The organism is Winogradskyella flava (assembly GCF_014243395.1).
In the GTDB taxonomy this organism is placed as follows: Bacteria; Bacteroidota; Bacteroidia; order Flavobacteriales; family Flavobacteriaceae; genus Winogradskyella; species Winogradskyella flava.
The window spans coordinates 384,696-405,737 of record NZ_JACLCP010000001.1 but is presented as its reverse complement, the minus strand read 5'-3'; the positions used below and the strand labels follow the sequence as shown (position 1 = coordinate 405,737).

The 21,042-nt window shown below is 34.5% G+C and carries 21 protein-coding genes; 5 read left to right on the top strand and 16 right to left on the bottom strand.

The genetic code is table 11. From position 1 onward, the window contains the following. Positions 1 to 5 precede the first annotated feature (5 nt). Both H7F21_RS01725 and H7F21_RS17455 read left to right on the top strand, forming a co-directional pair. Entirely contained in the window at positions 6 to 659 is a 654-nt protein-coding gene (locus H7F21_RS01725) for a 3-oxoacid CoA-transferase subunit B (protein ID WP_185787507.1), read from the top strand. Between the two features lie 243 nt (positions 660 to 902). Then, positions 903 to 1,028: a hypothetical protein gene (locus H7F21_RS17455; RefSeq protein ID WP_281397690.1), complete on the top strand. Its 126-nt coding sequence runs from the start codon at positions 903 to 905 to the stop codon at positions 1,026 to 1,028. On the opposite strand, the gene H7F21_RS01720 is transcribed toward H7F21_RS17455, so the two are convergent. Next, a complete protein-coding gene (locus H7F21_RS01720) occupies positions 1,023 to 2,714 on the bottom strand; it encodes an ABC transporter ATP-binding protein (RefSeq protein WP_185787506.1) in 1,692 nt (563 codons plus the stop codon). The genes H7F21_RS17455 and H7F21_RS01720 overlap by 6 nt on opposite strands. 167 nt (positions 2,715 to 2,881) lie before the next feature. Here H7F21_RS01720 and H7F21_RS01715 point away from each other — a divergent pair, with 167 nt between their 5' ends. After that, positions 2,882 to 5,182: a M43 family zinc metalloprotease gene (locus tag H7F21_RS01715; protein ID WP_185787505.1), complete on the top strand. Its 2,301-nt coding sequence runs from the start codon at positions 2,882 to 2,884 to the stop codon at positions 5,180 to 5,182. A 52-nt stretch (positions 5,183 to 5,234) separates the two neighbouring features. On the opposite strand, the gene H7F21_RS01710 is transcribed toward H7F21_RS01715, so the two are convergent. From H7F21_RS01710 to H7F21_RS01690, 5 genes are read right to left on the bottom strand one after another with little or no spacing between them, the layout of a single operon-like run. Next, positions 5,235 to 5,948: a 3'-5' exonuclease gene (locus H7F21_RS01710; RefSeq protein ID WP_185787504.1), complete on the bottom strand. Its 714-nt coding sequence runs from the start codon at positions 5,946 to 5,948 to the stop codon at positions 5,235 to 5,237. A gap of 40 nt (positions 5,949 to 5,988) precedes the next feature. Further along, on the bottom strand, positions 5,989 to 7,146 hold the full coding sequence (locus tag H7F21_RS01705) for a serine hydrolase domain-containing protein (RefSeq protein WP_185787503.1): 1,158 nt from the start codon (positions 7,144 to 7,146) through the stop codon (positions 5,989 to 5,991). Positions 7,147 to 7,158: 12 nt separating this feature from the next. Next, the gene (locus H7F21_RS01700; RefSeq protein ID WP_185787502.1) at positions 7,159 to 7,680 is read right to left on the bottom strand and encodes a DUF4442 domain-containing protein; all 522 of its coding nucleotides are present in this window, start codon (positions 7,678 to 7,680) and stop codon (positions 7,159 to 7,161) included. Beyond that, positions 7,680 to 8,153, bottom strand: coding sequence for a methylated-DNA--[protein]-cysteine S-methyltransferase (locus tag H7F21_RS01695; RefSeq protein ID WP_185787501.1), 474 nt, complete (start codon positions 8,151 to 8,153; stop codon positions 7,680 to 7,682). Before H7F21_RS01695 ends, H7F21_RS01700 begins: the two co-directional genes overlap by 1 nt. Further along, positions 8,153 to 9,271 carry a CNNM domain-containing protein gene (locus tag H7F21_RS01690; RefSeq protein ID WP_185787500.1) on the bottom strand — a complete coding sequence of 373 codons (1,119 nt, stop codon included), beginning with the start codon at positions 9,269 to 9,271 and terminating at the stop codon, positions 8,153 to 8,155. Before H7F21_RS01690 ends, H7F21_RS01695 begins: the two co-directional genes overlap by 1 nt. Before the next feature lie 105 nt (positions 9,272 to 9,376). On the opposite strand from H7F21_RS01690, the gene H7F21_RS01685 reads away from it, so the two are divergent. Continuing rightward, positions 9,377 to 10,096 (top strand): GLPGLI family protein, encoded by a 720-nt coding sequence (locus H7F21_RS01685; RefSeq protein ID WP_185787499.1) that lies wholly within the window; start codon positions 9,377 to 9,379, stop codon positions 10,094 to 10,096. Positions 10,097 to 10,157: 61 nt separating this feature from the next. On the opposite strand, the gene H7F21_RS01680 is transcribed toward H7F21_RS01685, so the two are convergent. From H7F21_RS01680 to hemF, 8 genes are all read right to left on the bottom strand, one after another. Continuing rightward, a complete protein-coding gene (locus H7F21_RS01680; RefSeq protein ID WP_185787498.1) occupies positions 10,158 to 10,796 on the bottom strand; it encodes a hypothetical protein in 639 nt (212 codons plus the stop codon). A 153-nt stretch (positions 10,797 to 10,949) separates the two neighbouring features. Continuing rightward, complete coding sequence (locus H7F21_RS01675) at positions 10,950 to 11,636, bottom strand: response regulator transcription factor (protein WP_185787497.1); 687 nt, start codon at positions 11,634 to 11,636, stop codon at positions 10,950 to 10,952. Positions 11,637 to 11,648: 12 nt separating this feature from the next. After that, a complete protein-coding gene (locus H7F21_RS01670; protein ID WP_185787496.1) occupies positions 11,649 to 13,043 on the bottom strand; it encodes a sensor histidine kinase in 1,395 nt (464 codons plus the stop codon). 409 nt (positions 13,044 to 13,452) lie between these two features. Then, positions 13,453 to 13,818, bottom strand: a complete 366-nt coding sequence (locus tag H7F21_RS01665) for a hypothetical protein (RefSeq protein WP_185787495.1) — start codon at positions 13,816 to 13,818, stop codon at positions 13,453 to 13,455. Between the two features lie 7 nt (positions 13,819 to 13,825). Beyond that, positions 13,826 to 14,704, bottom strand: a complete 879-nt coding sequence (locus H7F21_RS01660) for a nuclear transport factor 2 family protein (RefSeq protein ID WP_185787494.1) — start codon at positions 14,702 to 14,704, stop codon at positions 13,826 to 13,828. A 94-nt stretch (positions 14,705 to 14,798) separates the two neighbouring features. Continuing rightward, positions 14,799 to 15,671 (bottom strand): AraC family transcriptional regulator, encoded by an 873-nt coding sequence (locus H7F21_RS01655; RefSeq protein ID WP_185787493.1) that lies wholly within the window; start codon positions 15,669 to 15,671, stop codon positions 14,799 to 14,801. An 18-nt stretch (positions 15,672 to 15,689) separates the two neighbouring features. Continuing rightward, positions 15,690 to 16,682, bottom strand: a complete 993-nt coding sequence (hemB, locus tag H7F21_RS01650; RefSeq protein ID WP_185787492.1) for a porphobilinogen synthase — start codon at positions 16,680 to 16,682, stop codon at positions 15,690 to 15,692. Between the two features lie 52 nt (positions 16,683 to 16,734). Next, on the bottom strand, positions 16,735 to 17,637 hold the full coding sequence (gene hemF / locus H7F21_RS01645) for an oxygen-dependent coproporphyrinogen oxidase (protein WP_185788528.1): 903 nt from the start codon (positions 17,635 to 17,637) through the stop codon (positions 16,735 to 16,737). Between the two features lie 172 nt (positions 17,638 to 17,809). On the opposite strand from hemF, the gene H7F21_RS01640 reads away from it, so the two are divergent. Continuing rightward, the gene (locus H7F21_RS01640; protein ID WP_185787491.1) at positions 17,810 to 19,639 is read left to right on the top strand and encodes a hypothetical protein; all 1,830 of its coding nucleotides are present in this window, start codon (positions 17,810 to 17,812) and stop codon (positions 19,637 to 19,639) included. On the opposite strand, the gene H7F21_RS01635 is transcribed toward H7F21_RS01640, so the two are convergent. After that, positions 19,626 to 20,168, bottom strand: coding sequence for a GNAT family N-acetyltransferase (locus H7F21_RS01635; RefSeq protein ID WP_185787490.1), 543 nt, complete (start codon positions 20,166 to 20,168; stop codon positions 19,626 to 19,628). The two genes, H7F21_RS01640 and H7F21_RS01635, sit on opposite strands and share 14 nt — an antisense overlap. Beyond that, positions 20,168 to 20,950, bottom strand: a complete 783-nt coding sequence (locus H7F21_RS01630) for an EI24 domain-containing protein (protein WP_185787489.1) — start codon at positions 20,948 to 20,950, stop codon at positions 20,168 to 20,170. The genes H7F21_RS01635 and H7F21_RS01630 overlap by 1 nt, the downstream gene beginning before the upstream one ends. Between the last annotated feature and the right edge of the window lie 92 nt (positions 20,951 to 21,042).

Sequence of the window (21,042 nt, the reverse complement as noted above, 5' to 3'; positions counted from 1 at the left end):
GAATTATGTTAGACAAAAACGGAATTGCAAAACGCATAGCAAGAGAGGTAAAAGACGGTTACTATGTCAATCTTGGAATCGGGATTCCAACTCTGGTAGCCAACTTTGTAAGAAATGATATTGAAGTAGAGTTTCAAAGTGAAAATGGTGTTCTTGGTATGGGCCCTTTCCCTTTTGAAGGCGAGGAAGATGCGGATGTTATAAATGCCGGCAAGCAGACTATTACAACTTTACCGGGCGCTTCTTTTTTTGATTCAGCTATGAGTTTCAGCATGATAAGAGGCCAACATGTAGATCTAACCATACTTGGTGCTATGGAAGTTGCCGAAAATGGGGATATCGCCAATTGGAAAATTCCAGGTAAAATGGTAAAAGGTATGGGAGGAGCCATGGACCTAGTAGCAAGTGCTGAAAATATTATTGTAGCCATGATGCACACTAATAGAGCTGGAGCTTCCAAGTTGTTAAAGACGTGTTCGCTACCGTTAACAGGAGTTGGGTGTGTTAAGAAAATCGTAACCAACATGGCTGTAATAGAGGTTACACCACAAGGTTTTAAATTATTGGAGCGCGCACCAGGTGTTTCTGTTGAAGACATTAAAAATGCTACTGAAGGCCATTTAATCGTTGAAAGTGATGTTCCTGAAATGGAATTGTGACAAATACAAAAAACAAAAATTCATAGACCGCAATTTATATTGCGGTTTTTTTTTAAGTGAATATTTCAACACGCATTTCAAATGTTAAAAAAATATGCATTTTATCGAATTATAAAGCATTACAACTGATTAATTGAAAAAATGTTTCATATTAGCAGACCCAAATGAAAATTAAATTAACCTTAATCTACCATAGATTTAACTTAATGATTTTTGCCCCAAGTCTAACATAAACTTTTGCTTATGAAAACCAAAACTACTCTACCAGAAACTACTCAAGACGAAAATATATTTGTGTCAAACTTAAAAGATACCGTAAGAGTAATTGAAGGTGTTTTAAAATTAACCAAAAAGTTGTTCATGCTATAATCCTTTAGGTATAGCATGAATTAATTTTTTGGTATATGCTTGCTTGGGCGACTCGTATATCTTATCAGCATCACCAATTTCTTCAATTTTCCCGCGATTCATTACTATTAACTGATCTGCCATATATTTTACAACGGCCAAATCGTGAGAAATAAATATATAGGTGAATCCAAATTGTGACTTCAAGTCATTCAAAAGGTTTAAAACTTGAGCTTGTACTGAAATATCCAAAGCCGATACAGATTCATCACAAACAATCAGTTCTGGTTCTAGAGCAATAGTTCGTGCAATGCCAACACGTTGACGTTGACCGCCTGAAAACTCGTGAGGATATTTGTAAAATGAAGCGTTATCCAGACCTACTTTATCCAGAATTATCATAACTTTTTCTTTGCGTTCTGTATCAGAATTTCCAATACCGTGGACTTTCATTGGCTCCATAATTGCATTACCCACCGTTAATCTCGGGTTAAGTGACGCAAATGGGTCCTGAAAAATCATCTGAATATCCTTACGTAATTGACGTAACTCACTTTTGGTTAAGTTGGTAATAGCCTTGCCCTTGAACTTGATTATACCAGAAGTAGCTTTATCTAATTGAAGTATGGCATTGCCTAAAGTAGATTTTCCACAACCAGACTCTCCAACCAAACCAATGGTTTCGCCTGGAAATACCTTAAAGCTTACGCCATTGACAGCTTTAAAAGGAATCTCCTTAGAAAATAAACCAGTTTTGGAAAGGTAGGTTTTCTCAACATCAATAACTTCTAGCAGAGGCTGTTTGGCATATAAGTCTTTATGATGTTCTTCTCTATCTCTTTTTGAAATAAGACTCTTGTCTACGTCATCCGCCATAAAATCAGAAATCGTAGGTAGTTGCCTTAGTCTAAATTCTGCGGACGGTCTTGCGCCAATTAACGCTTTGGTATAACTATGTTTGGACCGCTTAAAAATGGAATAGGTATCGTTTTGCTCCACTATTTCGCCTTTATACATCACTAGTACTTTGTCAGCTAATTCAGAGACTAGAGATAAGTCATGAGAAATGAATAAAATCGTCATTCCCGTTTCTTCCTGAATCTGTTTTAGGAGCAGCAGGATTTCTTTTTGTACGGTTACATCCAAAGCCGTAGTGGGTTCATCAGCAATAAGTAATTGAGGTTTACATGCAATGGCCATAGCGATCATAACACGTTGTTTTTGACCACCTGATATTTCATGAGGATAAGACTTATAAATTCTATTAGGATTCGGAAGTTTTACTTTTTCAAAAAGCTCAAGGACTTGAGCTTTTATCTCTTTAGACGATAATGACGAATGCTGCATCAAGATTTCTTCAACCTGTTTGCCACATCTCATTGACGGGTTCAAAGAACTCATGGGTTCTTGAAAAATCATGGAAATGGTTTTACCACGAATTTCTTGAAAATCCTTATTTGATGTTTGGGTTAAGTCTTTACCATCAAAAGTTATGGAACCAGATGATATGGTTAAAACATTTTTGGGTAACAGTCCCATGATGGCTAATGAAGATACGGATTTCCCTGAACCAGATTCACCGACTATTGCCACTATTTCATTTTTATTTAAGCAGTAGGATATAGATTTAATAATCTTTGTTTCATTCTCCTGCTTAAAAGTGGAAATACTTAAATTAACAACATCAAGTAGTGTTTCTTTTGCCATAGGTAAATGTAGTTAATTTCCTCAAAAGTGCTGAGGTAAAACCATAACGAAAATTTTGATTAATGCATTTCATCGAAAACGTTTTCGTTAAACTTTGATTTTAACAAAATTTTAATATTTTCGTTCGATTTTTATCACAAAAACCATTAACTATTTAAAAACTTTACATGAAAAACAAGATTACATTAATTTTAATGTGCTTTCTATGTTTAGGAAGCCTATTTGCCCAAGAAAGAGAATGTTCAACAATGGAAAATCTAGAGTATCGAAAACAACTAGACCCGCAGTTGGAACGGAGAATGGAACAAATCGAAGAATTTACCGAAGCAAGAGTATCCGAAATGCAGACCAACAGGATTGATGGTGATATTATTACGATTCCCGTTGTAGTACATGTGTTATATAGAAATAACACTGAGAATATCAGTGAAGCTCAAATTCAGTCTCAAATGGATGTATTAAATGAGGATTTTAGACGTACCAATCCTGATGCTGACAATACATGGTCTCAGGCTGCTGATTCTCAAATTCAGTTTTGTATGGCGAGTGTGGATCCAAATGGAAATGCAACTACTGGTATTACAAGGAAATCCACTACACGTCAAGATTGGGGAACTAGTGACGATATGAAAAGATCTTCACAAGGAGGAGTCGACCCATGGGATACAAGTCAATATTTAAACATGTGGATTGTACCTAGAATGACTAGTGGTGGACGCACTATCCTTGGTTACGCTCAATTTCCAGGAGGTAGCGCTGCTACTGATGGTGTTGTAATGGCTTACAACTATTTTGGTCGTGTTGGTAATGTTTCTGCACCTTTTGATGGTGGTAGAACTACAACACATGAAGTTGGACATTTTTTAAATCTAAGACATATTTGGGGTGATGCTAATTGTGGGAACGATTTTGTCGCTGATACACCAACTCACCAAACGTCTAATGGAGGTTGTCCTGTAGGACAAGTTTCTTGCGGTAGTACAGATATGGTGCAGAACTATATGGATTATACTAATGACTCATGTATGAACTTGTTTACCCAAGGACAAGCAGATCGAATGCGCGCTGTTTTGGCACCTGGAGGACCAAGACGAGCATTAGCTCTATCAGATAAGTGTGGCGGAGGTGGAACAACACCAACATGTTCAGATGGGGTTCAGAATGGAGACGAAACTGGTGTAGATTGTGGTGGTTCTTCTTGTGCGCCTTGCCAGACAGGATGTAGTGAGAATCAAGTCAACGTATCTATTACATTTGATAATTATCCTGAAGAAACGGCTTGGACTTTAACCAATAGCTCTAATCAAACTGTAGCTTCAGGATCTTACTCGTCTGCAAATCCAGACGGCTCTACTGTAAGTGAAGACTTATGTTTACCGGATGATTGTTATACGTTTACTATTACAGATGCTTATGGTGATGGTATTTGCTGTTCTTATGGGAATGGGTCTTATTCTGTAACTGGACCTTCAGGAAGCCTAGCTTCAGGTGGTTCATTTTCAAGTTCAGAAGCTACTGATTTCTGTTTAGGTGGTGCACCTGCTCCAACCTGTACAGACGGTATCCAGAATGGCGATGAGACAGGCGTTGATTGCGGTGGCTCATCATGTGCACCTTGTGTAACACCGCCAACTTGTGATGATGGTATCCAAAACGGAGACGAAACGGGAATTGATTGTGGAGGTTCTTCTTGTGCGCCTTGCTCTACTGGCGGAAGTGATGTATTAAATGAAGGTTATTTTGAATCTGGCTGGGACGGCTGGTCTGATGGTGGAAGCGATTGCTACCGTTACAGAGGATCTCGTTCTTACGAAGGACAATATTCTATTAGAATAAGAGATAATTCAGGTACGGCATCAGCAATGACCTCTCCAAGTTTTGATTTAAGAAACTATAACCAAGTTGAAGTTGAGTTCTATTTCTATGCATACAGTATGGAGAATGGTGAAGATTTCTGGTTACGTTACTATAATGGATCTTCTTGGACAACAGTGGCGACTTACGCTAGTGGAACGAATTTCAATAATAATACGTTCTACACCGCAACAGTGACTTTAGATGCAAGTCAATATAACTTTGCTGCGAATTCACAGTTTAGATTCCAGTGTGATGCTAGTGCCAATGCGGATCAAATTTATATAGATCAAGTTAAGATAACTGGTATAAGCAGTGGTAATACCAGATCTAATTCCAATGATTTAACACCACTTAGAACTTTAGACGAGGGTCCTGTAGATGCAGAAGAAGACTTCTTAATGTATCCAAATCCTGTTAAAGGTGAAACACTCTATATTAAAACGTTCAGTAAGGATGATGTTTCTTACCGAGTAATTAATATGCTAGGTCAGACAATGGTCAAAGGAAAAACATCTTCTGAGATTAATGTTTCTGGATTAAAATCTGGCATGTATTTCTTGGAAGTTAATGACGGTGAAGAGGTAATGACAAGAAAATTCATTAAGCAATAACACTAACTGTTTATTGTAATACTAAAAAGTCCTGATGAAAATCAGGACTTTTTTATATATGTTTTATTTCATTGTCTTGGAGTAATTCATCACCTCGAAGTCGCAACAGAATTTGCGCTACAGCTATAGTGTCTTTTTCACAGTAGTTGATGATGCGATCAATATCATTATCTTCATAATAAACACGATACACTTCACTACCATCAATATCATTTTTTGGCGAAGGAATACCAAGAATATTGGTTAGTAGCTTTAAGGATGTATAGGTTTTGTAATCCCCAAATTTCCATAGTTCCAGCGTATCTAAATGAGGTACTTCCCATGGTTTTTTACCAAAAAGATTGAGTTTGTAAGGAAGTTCTACATTATGAATAATCATACGCCTTGCGATATAAGGAAAGTCGAATTCCTTACCATTATGTGCACATAGTAGATGCTTGTTTTGGCTAAAATGTGAAATGATTAAGTTTTTAAAGTCTTTTAGAATTTTAATTTCGTCACCGTAAAAAGAAGTCACCCTAAAGGTTCTTACATCTCCATCAATATTAAAATACCCAACAGAAATACAGATAATCTTTCCAAACTCAGCCCAAATCCCAGCTCGGTCGTAAAACTCTTCTGCCGAAAATTCTTCCTTACGTTGATAGCGAGATTTAGCACTCCAAAGCTCTTGTTTAGTAGTATCTAAATCAGAGAACTTTTCGGTTTCTGGAACCGTTTCAATATCTAGGAATAATATATTTTCTAAATTAAGTTTACTAATCATATTTGAGATATATGAAAATGAACATCTTTAAAATAGGATTTTATTTTTCTAACATTTCATAGGCCTCATCAATATACAAACTGATATCATAAGTATAGACACCATCACTAGCTAAATTTGGTGATTTTTGATGCCCAAGCCTTACAATAATGACATTGTCTTCTGGTTGTACAATTACATATTGCCCAAGGTGTCCACGCATCATAAAGAAGTCCTTACCCAATTGGTTATGTAACCACCAACCATACCCATATTCTGGACTATTGGTAAATCGTGGCTTTATGGATTTGGCGACATAAGCTGAATCTAGTATTTGTTGACCATTCCATTTGCCATGATCTTTAAATAGTTTTCCATAGCGTGCAAAATCTTTGGCATTGCTGGCTATACAACAATAGGCCTTTACCAAATCGTGGTCTTCACTATCAACTTGCCACAATGTTGAGTTTTCCGAGCCTAAAGGTTTCCAAAAACTGTCTTCTAAATAGTCATATAATTTTTTGCCTGTAGCTTTTTCTATAACCATAGCTAGCATTTGTGTGTCACCACTAGCGTATTTAAAGGCTTGTCCTGGTTCGTCAACCACCATTAACCCATTCATCACTTTAGCTAAGTCGTCATCAAAATAAGCGCGTGTTGTAATGGATAATGGTGAATAGTAGGCTTCATCCCAATTGGTGCCAGATGCCATACTCGATAAATCACCAACGGTCATTTTAACGGCTTTATCATCACAAAAAGCTGGTAGAAAATCACATACCGGCTGATTTAAACTCTTTATATATCCATCTTGAATGGCCTTAAACATCAATCCTGAGACATAACTTTTTGCCATTGAAAATGAATTAGATTTTGAGTCTTCACCAAAACCATCGTAGTATTCTTCAAACCAGATGCTATCATTTTTTATAATCACATAGGCAACAGTTGCCCAATCTTTATTGGCTTTTGCTAATGTTTTGGTTGGATTTACAGCATTATAAGCTTTATGATTTGGCCAAGGTCGTGGGTTATTACTTGCTTCAACGGGCTGATTATCAAATTCTTTATAATCCTCTAAAAAGGCTGTTGTATGACCTTTCAAATAAATCGTTCTTACGGCTTTGATAAGGTAATCAGTATCCGTGATATAAAGGATTAGGATTAGCAATCCGAAAAGGATCACTAAGAATTTAAGCAGTTTTTTAAGAAACTTCATTAAGATGATATGTTAGTTATTTGTCTTACGCTTTTTAAGTTTTTCTTTGTAGAAGAGCTTGTCTGCGATGTAAAGGGTTTTATTAAAAGTAGCAATTATATTCTTTTTTTCATCAACTAGATTCATGGTTTTTACAATATCTGTTTCACGATGCGCTTCTACTTTTTGTTTTATTCCTTCTATTTCATCTTCTGTAAAAATAAACTCACCAAAAATTGTTGATTTTGCAGGTTTCTTATAACGCGCTTCCACGGCTTTGTCCCAAACCACATAATCATCACCAAGAATCTGAATGAGTTGAATCATATAGATAGGGTCTGTAGCCGCCAACATGCTTCCTCCAAAAATAGAACCCGCATAATTACGATTCTTCCAGTTGAGTTGTAATCTAATCTTTACATAATGCAAATCATCACTTACGTCAATGAGTTTGGCTGTAGTTCTTCTGTACATTGGAGACCAGTTAAACCCATACTTGTAAATAGTAGAAACTTTAAAGAAGCGCTTAAGGAATTCAGTACCAGACTTATACATTAAAACAGCGTTTGTTGTTTGTGCTCACTTTCATGATTAAGTAACCATTGCTTTCTGTGTAATCCACCAGCATAGCCTGTTAGACTACCATCGGTTCCTATAACTCTGTGGCAAGGCACAATAATCCAAATTGGATTTTTACCATTGGCACCAGCAACGGCTCTAATAGCCTTTGGATCGCCTAGTTCCTTGGATAAGTCTAAATAAGAGATTGATTTGCCGTAAGGAATGGTTTCCAGTTGTTCCCAGACTTTTTTCTGAAACATAGTGCCTTCAGGATTTAATTTTAAATCGAAAGTTTTACGCTTATTTTTAAAGTAGTCTTTGAGTTGAGTCACACATTCCAAAAGTGATTCTGGAATAACTTCTGAAAGTTCTTCTTGAGTATTTAATATTGAAACAGACATAATGCCGTCGCTATCTCCAACAATCTTTGCGTGTCCAAGAGGTGTCTCAATACAGCAGGTTTGCATTAGTTTTCTGGATTGTCATTTTCTATTAAGCCCAAACGCTTTGCTCTCGTTTCCCAGCTTTTTCTGGCAAGCAGTTGTAAGTCAGATACGTTATCACTTTCATCCATAATTTCTAGGCCTAACAGGGTCTCAATAACATCTTCCATAGTAACAATACCACTAACCGAACCGTATTCATCGACAACTAAGGCCATATGATTTCGGCTTTCTACCAATTGCTCAAAAAGTGTTGGAATTGGCATGCTGCGATTAACAATAATAATACTCCGTTTGATGTCCGATAATAATTTAGAACCATTACCTAGTGCCATTTCCTTAAAGACTTCATCCTTTAGTACCAAGCCTGTGATATTATCTGTATCTTCAGTATAAACTGGAATACGAGAAAAACGAATATTTTGATTTGCTGCAAAGAAAGTCTCTATGTTTGTGGTTTCGTTTTCGGTTTTCATGACGGTACGTGGCGTCATGATATCTTTGGCCTGTACCTCTTTGAAATTTAAAAGGTTTTTGATGACTTTACTTTCATTTTCTTCAAATACGCCTTCTTCATGTGCAATTTCTGTCATGGCTACAAAGCCCTCACGACTTAAAATACTGCCATGACCTTTACCACCAATCAACTTTGTAGTGAGTTGAAGTAACCATAGAATACCTGTCCATTTTAATGGAAATATTAATACGTTTAATGCTTTGGAAGTAAAATTTGCCAGTTGTTTCCAAAAGGTAGCTCCAATGGTTTTTGGGATGATTTCTGAGGCCACTAAAATTAAAATGGTCATAATTGTGGAAACCACGCCAACCATTAGATCTTCTGTGAACTCAAAACCAAGTATAGTGCGCTTGGCACTTCCGTAGAGTTCTACATAAGCGACTTTAGCTTGTACACCAACCAAAATAGCCCCTACAGTATGAGCGATGGTGTTGAGTGTAAGTATGGCGATTAACGGACGATCGACATCTTTTTTTAACTCTTCTAATTCTGTTGCATAGGCCTTGCCTTCTTTCTTCTTTACATTAATGAAAGTAGGCGTTATACTTAGTAAAACGGCCTCAAGAATGGAACATAAAAATGAAAAGAAAATAGATATGACTGCGTAAAAAATGAGTAAGCCCATTAATATGAATTAATTTAGTTAGTGCGAAGTTACAAAATGAATAGCTAAACTACTTATACAAATTTGATAGTTAGATTTTTAAGATGAAATTTCTTAAATTCAAGCATGAAAAAAACGTGTTTAATAGTCTTTGTATTGAGTTTAATGACTCTAAGTTCGCAAACAAAAGGAAAAATTACATATCGAGTTACATTAAATATAGATAGCCTGGAGCAACCTTTTGAGGATCCCAAAAATACTGATATTCAAAATGATGTCTTGTTAATGTTACATGAGTCTGAGCCTATAGATGGACATTTAATATTCAATGATAGTATATCTAGATATAGTGTTGATCCTGATGCCGAAAGTCGATTAAATAATGATTTCTTATTTAAACATGGAGCGGTGAATTTTCTTTACTTCATGGCTGGAGGTAATTCAACTTTTTATAATGATTGGAGCCGTAATTATTCTATTTCTCAAAATTCGATATTGGGTACTACCAAAAGAATATTAAGAGAACCTTTGGAATGGACATTTACAAATGAAACTAAGGAAATAGATGGCTATTTATGCTACCTAGCCACTTTAGATAAAAGTAAGAGCGATACGAAGTTAAAGGTATGGTACAATTCAAAAATCCCAGTTAAACATGGACCAGCTGGTTATTCTGGTTTACCCGGTTTAGTAATGGAAATTGAAGATAAAATATATATTTGGAAAGTGACAGAAATTGATTTTGATAGCGAAGAAGCAGATGACATAATAGAACCTACAGAAGGGGATCTAATAACGGCAGAAGAGTTCAGGGAATTAGCGGGTAATCCATTTGGTAAAAATTGAAAATAAAAAAGCTCTCAACCAATATCGTTAAGAGCTTTGTCTTGATTGATGAATTAGTACTTTAATTTTTCTCAGTACGTTTAGCTTCTCTTGCCGTGCGCTCAGCTTCACGTTTGGCTCTCTCCAGTTCACGTTCTGCACGCTCTAATTCTCGTTTTGCTTTTGCAGCAGCTTTTTCGCTTTCTTTTTTAGCATCCGTACCTGAGATATAATATTTTAAATTGTTACCAAGCTTATTTATTTTTTCAACAAAAGATTTGGATGCTACTTCGGTATCTACATACATTCGTAATCTACCATTGGTTAATTTACATTCAAAAACTTCGTTGCCACTTTGATTATTAGACCATAAATAGGTGTTTCCATTTACATTCAGATTACTCTTGCCCAGTTGATTAAGTAATATAGTCTTTACGCCATTATTTTTAGATTTATGATAACTGGCCTTAAACTTATAACTATCATCTGAAATTGAGATCGAAACGGAGCTATTGTGCTCTTCGTCATCAGTATCGATTTCAATCGCATAAGATTTACTTGTCGATGTTTTTGAATTAGGAGGTGTTGGTGGTTTTGGAGTTGTTTGTGCATTGAGACCAAAAGTTGAAAATAAAGCTGTGACCAGCATTAAACAAACTGTTCTTTTTACATCAATGATTCTGATACTTCCTTCTACGTTTTTTGATTTTTTGAAATTCATGATTATTTGTTTTAGATACTGAAACTCCACTTCGACAAGCTCAGTGTGACAGTTCAGCACATGTTGATTATGATACAAATGTAGATGGTGAAACTCGTCTAAAAAAGAAAATGCCAGGCGTTAACCTAGCATTAACCAAGCGTTTATGTTGTGTTAACTTACTTTGAATTCCAACCCAACATTTCTTATACTCTCAATAGAAATCGATGGGTCTAATTTAAAATACTTACGAAGCCTACTAATAAATACATCCATACTTCTACCTGAAAAGAAATCATCATTCTCCCAAACGGCTTTTAGGATGTCTTCACGTTTTAAAAGCTGGTTTTTGTGATTGAACAAAAAGAGGATAAGCTCACCTTCTTTTTGGGTGAGTTGCTTTTTATAATCATTACAAGTGAGTTCTAATCGTTTAGTATCAAAACTGTAATTACTAATTTTTATGGTATCAGATTGCTGTAGTTGTGCCGACGCTTTTTCTGTGCGTTTTAGTATATTATTTAGCCTTAAAACAAGTTCATCAGCTTCAAAGGGTTTTACAATGTAATCGTCTGCACCAAGTTTTAGGCCTTTAATTTTATCTTCTTTTAGCTTACGAGCCGTTAAGAATATAAAAGGAATTTCCGGATTGTAATCGATGACTTTTTCAGCTAGTGTAAAACCGTCCATTTTTGGCATCATTACATCAAAGACGCAGATATTGAATGTGTCTTTTTTGAATAACTCCAAAGCCTCTTTTCCGTCCTTGGCCCAAGTAATGGTATAGCTAGAGATTTCTAAATATTGCTTTAGAATGTTGCCAAAATCTAAGTCATCTTCTGCTAATAAAATACGCTTCATAGTACAAGACTTTTAGTTAAATGGAATGGTTAAAATGAAAGTTGTTCCTTTTCCTTCTTTGCTTTCAACAGCAATATTACCGTTATGTGCTTTTATAATTTGGTTGGTATAATATAAGCCAAGTCCAAGTCCTTTCACATTATGGATTTCTTTGTTCCCTGCTCTAAAGAACTTATCAAATACATGTTTTTTGTCTTTATCAAAAATACCAATACCATTATCTTTTATAGCTATTTTTAATTCAGAATTGCTTTCAACTGTGCAGTCTACTACAATGCTTTCTCCAGCATATTTTACAGCATTTTCAAGAATATTTAATAAAGCCGTCGTGGTGTAAAATTTGTCAATATTTATGGTTTTTTTTGATATATAGAATTTTCGATTTAAGGTAATATCATTAGAGGTTATGGATAATTGAAAATCATCTAGAACTGTATTCAAATACGCTTCAATATTTACAGATTCTCTATTCAATTGAATCTCCTTGTAACCTAAACTATTACTTAATACTTGGTCGATAAGCTTTTGTAATCTTTTGTTTTGTCGCTCGATAGTATTGACCGTATTGTCAACTAATTGAGGCTGCTGTTTTATCTCATCTTTCTGCAGCATTTTGGTAGCTAAAGTCAATGTAGCTAGAGGTGTTTTAAGCTCATGGGTAATGTTATTGACAAAGTCAGTTTTGATATCTGCAATTTTCTTTTGTGAAATTAGACTTTTAATAGAATAATATAATAATCCGATAACTATGGAAAATATAATAAAGGACAATAGTAATAGGCCCAGCATTTGTTTGAAGACAATTTTTTTCCAACCATCAATATCCATCTCATCTTTAGTTATAAATAATAGGTAAAACAGAATCTCTTGATTTTCGCCATTTACAATTCTACTAGAGGTGTGGTCAGTTTGCCATGTTGTGGTACTTACACGATGTGCATTTTCTTGACTAATAGAATCTCCTAAATAAAGTCGTTTAGGTGTTTTATCAATATCAAAAATAGTATCATTTTTTATGGAGTCTAATAAAACAATAGCCGTTACTTTTTTATGAAATTTAATACCATAAGGGATATTGTTTTTTACAAGCTCCTTTTGATATTCCTCTCTATAGGTGTCATTAATGGAATCAATGACAAGTTCTAACCTATTGAAAACATCAGCTTTTTTAGCAAGACCATATTTATAATCTACTAGTGTGTTAAGAAAGTTTTCTTGCCAGAAATCTGATAGAGAATCAAGTGCTGGTGAAAAGTCATCTATTTGAGAAATTGAACGTCTGGTTTCAGTTATAAAAGCTTTTTTTTTCAGTTTATAAGTGTTATTTACCAAATAACCTTGAATAATGGAAAGCGCAATTAAGCCAAGGATTGAAGCAATTATTAAAAGGTTGATTTTTCTTTTCATACGATACCGTAAGTTAAACATAAAACAGAGTTTACAGTTTTATGGTTGATTGATTTTTTTGATTGATGATACTGTAAACTCTGTTTTTAAATTTGAAATCATTATCTAAAACGTCTCTTTTTATTCCAGTTGTACGCTTTAGTTCTTTGATCTCTTTCACTGATTTGATTGTTGTTTAAAGTTCTCATGATTAATGATTTTAGATACTGAAACAACACTTCGACAAGCTCAGTGTGACAGTTCAGCACATGTTGATTGATGGTACAAATCTAGAATGAAGAATTTAGACAAAAAAGAAAATCGTGAGGGTTAACCTAGCGTTAACTCAGTTAGAAATTTCATTAACAAAGAAAAAAGCGATTTGGACACCCAAATCGCTTTATATTTTGCTCGGTTTTTTTAATACATTTTACTTTATATCATAGCGATTCATTTTCATTGTGGGGCCATCAATCATTTCCACAAACTTTGCAACGGATGTATCTCCCATAAATTTTTTCATTGAGGCTTCAGCATCTCCCATTGTTTCCCATCTTACAACAATAACAACTTCATTACTTTCTATAGAATAACCACTCTCACGAGTGATGTAACCAGGTTGTTTACTGGTATAAATCTCTTGAATTTTTGCATCTTCTTTCCAGAAGTCCTTAGCATTAACTGAAGCTTTATATTTAAAGGTCGTAACTTCAATTACGTTAGGTTCTATAGTTTCTGAATTTTCATTACAACTCATTATTACGATTCCTATTAGGATTAAAATTGACTTCTTCATAATAAACCTAGAAATCAAATTTACCATTAGTGTTTTTCCAAGTATCTTCAGGTGCAATAGCTTCAATAATATCCCAATGTTCTGCAATTTTACCATTCTCAATTCTAAATAAGTCATAGAATGATGTATGTTTTCCAGCAAATTTTCCTTCGCTTACAGCAAGCACAAAGTTACCTTCTCCAAGTACTTTATGGACCTTATTGTAAACCATGGTAACGCCATTTTTAGCCATTTCTTCAAGAGCTTTGCCTAATCCTGACAAACCATCTCCAATCATTGAATTATGTTGTATATAATTATCGCCATCAAAGTAGTTTGCCATTTTGTCAAATCCACCATTGACTAGAACAGTATTTAAGAAATCGTCAACCAGAGCTTTGTTAGATTTTGTTTTGTCTAAATCTTTTAGTTCTTCAGCTCCATCTGTTTGTGTATGACCGCTGGGGTTTACTTGTGTAAGTTCAGCCAAATTATCCCAATGCTCAACGATTTTGCCATCTTCAAATCTAAAAATGTCAAATCCTACTTTTGGCCCAAAGAAATCATAAATTGTATGTGAAAATGTATAATCGCCATCTTCAAAAGAACGAACGACTTTAGCCTTAAAGCCATCTTCTGGTGCATTTTTCATTACCTCACCAAAGCCAGCTAAACCATCACCAACGGATAGATTATGTTGTATATATTTATTTGGGTTAATATAAGAGATAGGTGTTTGATCTCCGGTTTCTAAACTCTCTAATAAGGCTGTTGCTTTTTCTTTATTTGATAATTCTTTTTTGGTTTCCATTATTTCTGATTGTTTTTCTTCTTTTGTTTCTTTTTGTTTTGAATTGCAAGCTGTTACCAATACAGCTAAAACAATTAATGTTACAATTGGTTTCATAGATTAGTATTTGTTTGGTACAAAGTTGTAACAAATGATAACAGCATAAAAGATGAGAATTAGAATAAAAATGGTTAAAATCGAACCAATTAGTTTATTGATACCTTTTTTTTAATGATTTAGGGGTTAAACCCGTATGCTTCTTAAAATATTTGGTGAAGTTAGTCGCATCTTCAAAACCAAGTTTGTAAGCTAATTGCGTACTTTTTATAGTTGAATTGATAAGATTTCGTTTGGCTTGAAGAATCACGTAATCGTCAATGACTTTTTTAGCTGTCTTATTTACTAAGTTTTTCGATACTTCATTGAGATGTTTGTAGGTTATATCAAGTTTAGAGGCATAGAAAATTGCACTTCTTGTTTTATGGAAATTATTTTCTAAAAGTGTTGTAAACTTCTGAAATAGCTGAACGTTTGATGAATCTTTTATGTGAAACGTTTGATTTTGTTTGTAATATTCGGCCTTAGAAACTAGAATTACAAAAAGTGATTCCAGAATAGACTTTTGATTGAAAATAAGACGGTTATTGAATTCGCTTAATAGCAAATTAAAATAACTATTAAAGTCTGAATTTTTTGGGATTTGAAGTATTGGCGAAAATAATTGTGGGTTAAAAAGCCTAAAGACAAAATCTTTTGGAAGATGTGAAAAACTACTGGCAAAATAATCTTCTGTAAAAAGCATACAATACCCTTTAAAATCAGTAGAAAAATCAAAGGCATTAATCTGATCCTTTGTGAGATATATGAGGGTGTTTTGTTCGATTGGATACCAATTAAAGTCAATAAAATGCCTACCCTCCCCTTCAGTAAAAAAGATAAGGTTATAAAACCTTAATTGGTGAGGATGTTCGGGATTATGATTAAACCCTTTTTGCTGCTGGATAAAGTCAATAGATACGAGATCAAAACCAAAGTTCTCTTTTTCTCCTGGTTCAAATACAATATGAGGTACATCTCTATTCATTATACCTCCAAAAGATACTTATAATGATATTAACTTCACTATATCCTTAGCAAAATAACTCGCTATAATATCAGCTCCAGCACGCTTTATAGAAGTTATTTGCTCTAACATCACTGAGTCATGATCTAGCCACCCTTTTTCTGCTGCTGCTTTGAGCATCGCATATTCACCAGAAACCTGATAAACAGCAATTGGCACATCAAAAGTGTTTCTGATATCGCGTACAATATCTAAATAACATAATCCAGGTTTTACCATGACGATGTCAGCCCCTTCGGTAATATCCATTTCGGTTTCCCTAATGGCTTCGTCTCTATTGGCAAAATCCATTTGATAAGTTTTTTTATCCTTTGGCACATCTACCATGTCTACAGGTGCAGAATCTAGGGCATCTCTAAAAGGACCATAAAATGCAGAAGCATATTTTGCAGAATAACTCATTATACCTACATCAATAAAATTAGATTGGTCCAAACCTTCCCTAATACCAATAATTCTTCCATCCATCATATCGCTGGGCGCCACAAAATCTGCTCCAGCTTCTGCATGTGAAATACTCATTTCTGCTAATACTTCAACTGTAGTATCGTTTATGATTTTTCCACTTTCAACAATACCATCATGTCCATAAGAAGAGAAAGGATCTAAAGCCACATCAGTCATCACCAACATGCCTGGACAAACTTCTTTTATCGTTTTAATGGCGCGTTGCATTAAACCATTTGGGTTTAAGGCTTCTGTACCTTTGTTGTCTTTTAAGGCATCATCTACTTTTACAAAAAGTAAGACGGATTTTAAACCTAAACTCCAAAGTGTCTTTACTTCGTCTTTTACTAAATCTAAACTATAGCGATAGTAATTAGGCATAGATGCGATTTCCTCCTTTACACCTTTGCCTTCGACTACAAAAAGTGGTACTAAAAAGTCATTTGGAGAAATAATGGTTTCTCGCACTAGACTTCTAATAGCTTCATTGGTTCTTAATCTTCTATTTCTTCTTATTGGAAACATGGTTCAAAGTTATAAGTTATAAGTATAAAGTTATGAGTAGCTAACTCATAATTTATACCCAATCTATTGGATTTTTCAATACTTCAATCAATCGTTCTTCTTCACTTCCTTTTTCAGGATGATGGTCGTATACCCATTGCACATGAGGTGGTAGACTCATTAATATACTTTCAATTCTACCATTGGTTTTGAGGCCAAATAAAGTGCCCTTGTCATGGACTAAATTAAATTCTACATAACGACCACGACGAATCTCTTGCCAAGTGCGTTGCTCTTTAGTGTACGATAAATCTTTTCGCTTTTCAACAATAGGAACATAGGCTTCTAAAAAACTATCGCCAACTTCGGTAACAAAATCATACCAGTTTTGCATGGTCATACTTTCTGAAGCTTTGCAGTAATCAAAAAATAAGCCGCCTAAGCCACGAGCCTCGTTTCTATGGGCGTTATAGAAATATTCATCACAACGCGCTTTATATATTGAATAGAATTCAGGATTATGCCTATTGCAAGCCATCTTACAGACTCTATGAAAGTGTTTTGCATCCTCATCAAATAGATAATATGGGGTTAAATCTTGTCCACCACCAAACCACTGATCTACAATATTACTCTTTTGATCATACATTTCAAAATAACGCCAATTTGCGTGTACTGTTGGTACCATTGGGTTTTTGGGATGTAATACTAAGCTTAATCCACAGGCAAAGAAATCAGCATCTTCTACACCAAAGTAGGTTTGCATGCTTTCAGGTAGTTTTCCGTGTACACCAGAAATATTAACACCTCCTTTTTCAAACACATTACCGTTTTCAATAACCCGCGTTCTACCTCCACCACCTTCTGGCCGTTTCCAGATATCTTCTTGAAATTTAGCATTACCATCAGCGGCCTCTAATTTAGAAGTGATAGTATCCTGAAGTTCGTGTATATATTTGAAAAACTTATCTTTCATCATAGTTGCTAACCAATGTAATTTAGGTCTTTTACGGACGCTTTTTATACTTAACAAAAATACAATAATACAAGCATCTAAAAGGGGTTTGTACGTTAGAAGTTAAAAAATAGTGTTACTTATTATTCGCTAAAAAAGGTGTATTTTTATAAAGTACATCCTAACAAACAATATGAGGACGAATAGACTTTTTTGTGTTTTAGCTTTCTGTTTTTTATCTACATGTGTTTTGGCCCAAAGTGCACAAGGAAAGATAGACAGTTTATACAAACAGCTAAAAGCTAACCTAGAAAATAATACCTCTAATCTAAGCAAGATTGATACAGCTATACGATCAATTGATAAGATTGAGAACGATGCAGTAGCTGGTGATTTTTATCACAAATTTGCAAATCTCAGATTAGATATGGGACATTGGGACAGTATATCTAGGCTAGTACACCAAAAGGGGTATGATAGAACTAAAGCATCTGGTGATTTCTGTAAGTTGGTGATAAGTCAATTTAATTTAACCCGCTACGCTCTATTTCAAGATAGTCCAGATTTGTTTGAACTTGCCAATCATGGGTTGGAACTCGCTGAAGAGTGTGGCGATTTAAAGCATATAGCCCATGCTCAGTCTTTTATTGGAGCGGCATTTATAAATTCATCTGATTATAAAAATGCGTTAAAAAATCTTATAGAATCTGAAAAAAATTATACGTCTATTGAGGATTCCTTAGGGATAGCCATGGTTAATCTTGATTTATCGATGGTTTATTCTAATTTACAGGAGAAGCAAAAATCAATTGAAGCAACAAAAAAGGCGGCTTTTATATATAAAAACGCAGGTAGAGATATCAATTATGCAGTCGCTCTAATTGATATGTGTTCGTCTTACTTAGATATTAAAAAAACGGATAGTGTCATAAAATATTTACCTATAGCTCATAAAATAGTAGAAAACAGACATCAGCTTGCTAATGCATATGTGTATCAGCATTATGGAAATTTAAATATTCAGTTACAAAAATATGATGAAGCCATAAAAAATCTAAAAAAGGGCTTAGACGTTAATAAGACTATAGATGATAGTAGTTTAAATGCGAATTTTTATAATTTTTTAGTTTCGGCATATACAGAAAAGAAAAATCCCGAATTGGCTTATGTTTATGCGTTAAAATCCGATTCAGTATCCAAGGCTATTGGTGACAATTATGAAAGACTGAAAAGTCTTTTGACTTTTGCAAAAGCAAGTCATGAAATTGGAAAGCACAAGCAAAGTCATGGCGCTTTTTTAAATTATATAGAACTTAAAGACAGTATTTTAGGAGAAGAAAAACTTAAAGAAGTTGCCGCTCTTGAAAAATTATATGAAGCTGAAAAACGTGAAAATCAAATAAAGATTCAACAGCAAGAAAATGATTTATTAGAAACAAAGAACAGAGCTGCGAATAATAGAAATATAGCTTTGCTGATTTCTTTACTGTCGTTAGCTGCGGTTGCATATGCCTTAGTTAATAAATTTAGATTAAGAGCTACAAAGCAAAAGGCGCTTACAAAGGTAAAAGAGCTTGAAAATACTAACTTAAGTCAAGAGCTTGAATATCAAAAACGCGAACTTACTTCGAAAGCCCTCCACATTGCTCAGAAAAACGAAATGCTTAGCGAGCTGAAAGAAGATTTAAACCAATTAGAAAAAGATAGTAATAAAGGAAAGGTTAGTCTGCTTATCAATAAATTACATATTGATAAGCAGATAGATGATAATTGGGAACAATTTACTAATCAGTTCATTGAAATGAATCCAGATTTCTTTAAGAGTATTAATGAAATTTATGGCGATTTGACTAAAAACGATATTAGATTAATAGCCCTGTTGAAAATGAAGTACGATTCAAATTCAATCGCTTCTTTACTGAATATATCACCTGAAGGTGTGAAAAAAGCGAGATATAGACTGCGTAAAAAATTGAATCTTACGTCTAATGACAGTTTAGAAAAACATATTATGAGTTTCTAGCATAGAGTTCATAAAGCTCCATATCCAAAGGCCGTTCTCCAGGTGGTGTGAAGCCATTTAAATTGGTTTGTTGCCATTCAAAACCATTGTTTGTTGCCACTTTTACACTTCCTAAATTATCTTTATGTACAATGATTTGAAGTACTTTAAGCCCCAGACCTTCAAAGGCATGTTCTGATAGTCGTTTTATTGCTTTAGACATTAAACCTTGTCCCTTAAAGGTATAGTCAATACAGTATGCAAACTCACCTTGTTTTTTATCCCAATCGAGTTCTTTTATGTAGATAAGTCCGGCCAGTTTTCTAGTTTCAGAATGCTTTAGTGTGAATAAAAACTCTGCCTTGTTTTCAAATTGCTTTACCTTTCTTTCAACGAATAATTGAGATAAGGTAGGATTTAGGTTTTGTTCCAGCGTTTTAGGAAAATAACGCTTAAATCGATCAGCATTTGCAACCATAAGATCGCAAATCTTCCAAGCATCACCGCCGTGAATGGGACTAATTTCGAAACCATCAAATTGTGCAACCATTAGTCGAGTTCTATCTTATCAAAAGGTTCAAAACCAATGTCATCATCATCATCAAATAATAAATCTACCGCAATAACTGAAGCTGAGGTCACACTCAATGGTAATACCAATACGACTCCTACAACAGGAATGAGCAGCAACAATAAAAATCCTATCCCATTACCAATGGCCAAGCCTCTATGTTGTCGTATAAAAGCCACACTGTCTCTATATTTAAAATGACGCTCTAAAGTATAATCCATATTAGCAAAACCAGCATAGTAAGCCTGTACTAAAAAGAGCAAAATCGTTGAAAAAATATTGACAATTGGTATAAACTTTAAAATCAATATAGGGAGAGTTAATAAGAGCTCTTTAAATAAATTTCTTAGCCCTATTCTAATGCCACGAATGAGTTGTTTTGAAAAATTAGTATTCACATAATTTTTAGCAGGCTTTCCAGTAAAATAAGCTTCAATCTTCTCTGAAACCGGAGCCATGAATGGCGATGATAACGCCATAATAATGTGCTTATAAAGTATAAGTCCTATGGCGAAAATTACAACGCCTCCAATGAATGTTGAAATTGCCGTAAACGTCGCTTTTCCAAATTCCCAGATCCAAACCCCCGCTATCCATTCGCCAAGATTATCAGACAAACCATATGCAGAAACGAAAATCATAGCAAATACTACAATGCTTATAATCACTGGAATTATAAAGTATTTCCATAATTTCAATTTTGAAATTAATCCATATGCTCCTGCGTAAACTTGTAAACCTCTAATTATATTCTGAATCATAAATAAGCCTTTCCCTAACCCTTTCTACTTCGACTGTGCTCATCGCAGACTCAGAAAGGGAATTTATTATTGTTTATATAGTAGACGTTTTT

What these genes read in the sequence shown, in the direction of transcription:
- H7F21_RS01725 (WP_185787507.1), top strand. Translation starts at nt 6, where the DNA reads ATGTTAGACAAAAACGGAATTGCAAAACGCATAGCAAGAGAGGTAAAA.
- H7F21_RS17455 (WP_281397690.1), top strand. Translation starts at nt 903, where the DNA reads ATGAAAACCAAAACTACTCTACCAGAAACTACTCAAGACGAAAATATA.
- H7F21_RS01720 (WP_185787506.1), bottom strand. Translation starts at nt 2,714, where the DNA reads ATGGCAAAAGAAACACTACTTGATGTTGTTAATTTAAGTATTTCCACT.
- H7F21_RS01715 (WP_185787505.1), top strand. Translation starts at nt 2,882, where the DNA reads ATGAAAAACAAGATTACATTAATTTTAATGTGCTTTCTATGTTTAGGA.
- H7F21_RS01710 (WP_185787504.1), bottom strand. Translation starts at nt 5,948, where the DNA reads ATGATTAGTAAACTTAATTTAGAAAATATATTATTCCTAGATATTGAA.
- H7F21_RS01705 (WP_185787503.1), bottom strand. Translation starts at nt 7,146, where the DNA reads ATGAAGTTTCTTAAAAAACTGCTTAAATTCTTAGTGATCCTTTTCGGA.
- H7F21_RS01700 (WP_185787502.1), bottom strand. Translation starts at nt 7,680, where the DNA reads ATGTATAAGTCTGGTACTGAATTCCTTAAGCGCTTCTTTAAAGTTTCT.
- H7F21_RS01695 (WP_185787501.1), bottom strand. Translation starts at nt 8,153, where the DNA reads ATGCAAACCTGCTGTATTGAGACACCTCTTGGACACGCAAAGATTGTT.
- H7F21_RS01690 (WP_185787500.1), bottom strand. Translation starts at nt 9,271, where the DNA reads ATGGGCTTACTCATTTTTTACGCAGTCATATCTATTTTCTTTTCATTT.
- H7F21_RS01685 (WP_185787499.1), top strand. Translation starts at nt 9,377, where the DNA reads ATGAAAAAAACGTGTTTAATAGTCTTTGTATTGAGTTTAATGACTCTA.
- H7F21_RS01680 (WP_185787498.1), bottom strand. Translation starts at nt 10,796, where the DNA reads ATGAATTTCAAAAAATCAAAAAACGTAGAAGGAAGTATCAGAATCATT.
- H7F21_RS01675 (WP_185787497.1), bottom strand. Translation starts at nt 11,636, where the DNA reads ATGAAGCGTATTTTATTAGCAGAAGATGACTTAGATTTTGGCAACATT.
- H7F21_RS01670 (WP_185787496.1), bottom strand. Translation starts at nt 13,043, where the DNA reads ATGAAAAGAAAAATCAACCTTTTAATAATTGCTTCAATCCTTGGCTTA.
- H7F21_RS01665 (WP_185787495.1), bottom strand. Translation starts at nt 13,818, where the DNA reads ATGAAGAAGTCAATTTTAATCCTAATAGGAATCGTAATAATGAGTTGT.
- H7F21_RS01660 (WP_185787494.1), bottom strand. Translation starts at nt 14,704, where the DNA reads ATGAAACCAATTGTAACATTAATTGTTTTAGCTGTATTGGTAACAGCT.
- H7F21_RS01655 (WP_185787493.1), bottom strand. Translation starts at nt 15,671, where the DNA reads ATGAATAGAGATGTACCTCATATTGTATTTGAACCAGGAGAAAAAGAG.
- hemB (WP_185787492.1), bottom strand. Translation starts at nt 16,682, where the DNA reads ATGTTTCCAATAAGAAGAAATAGAAGATTAAGAACCAATGAAGCTATT.
- hemF (WP_185788528.1), bottom strand. Translation starts at nt 17,637, where the DNA reads ATGAAAGATAAGTTTTTCAAATATATACACGAACTTCAGGATACTATC.
- H7F21_RS01640 (WP_185787491.1), top strand. Translation starts at nt 17,810, where the DNA reads ATGAGGACGAATAGACTTTTTTGTGTTTTAGCTTTCTGTTTTTTATCT.
- H7F21_RS01635 (WP_185787490.1), bottom strand. Translation starts at nt 20,168, where the DNA reads ATGGTTGCACAATTTGATGGTTTCGAAATTAGTCCCATTCACGGCGGT.
- H7F21_RS01630 (WP_185787489.1), bottom strand. Translation starts at nt 20,950, where the DNA reads ATGATTCAGAATATAATTAGAGGTTTACAAGTTTACGCAGGAGCATAT.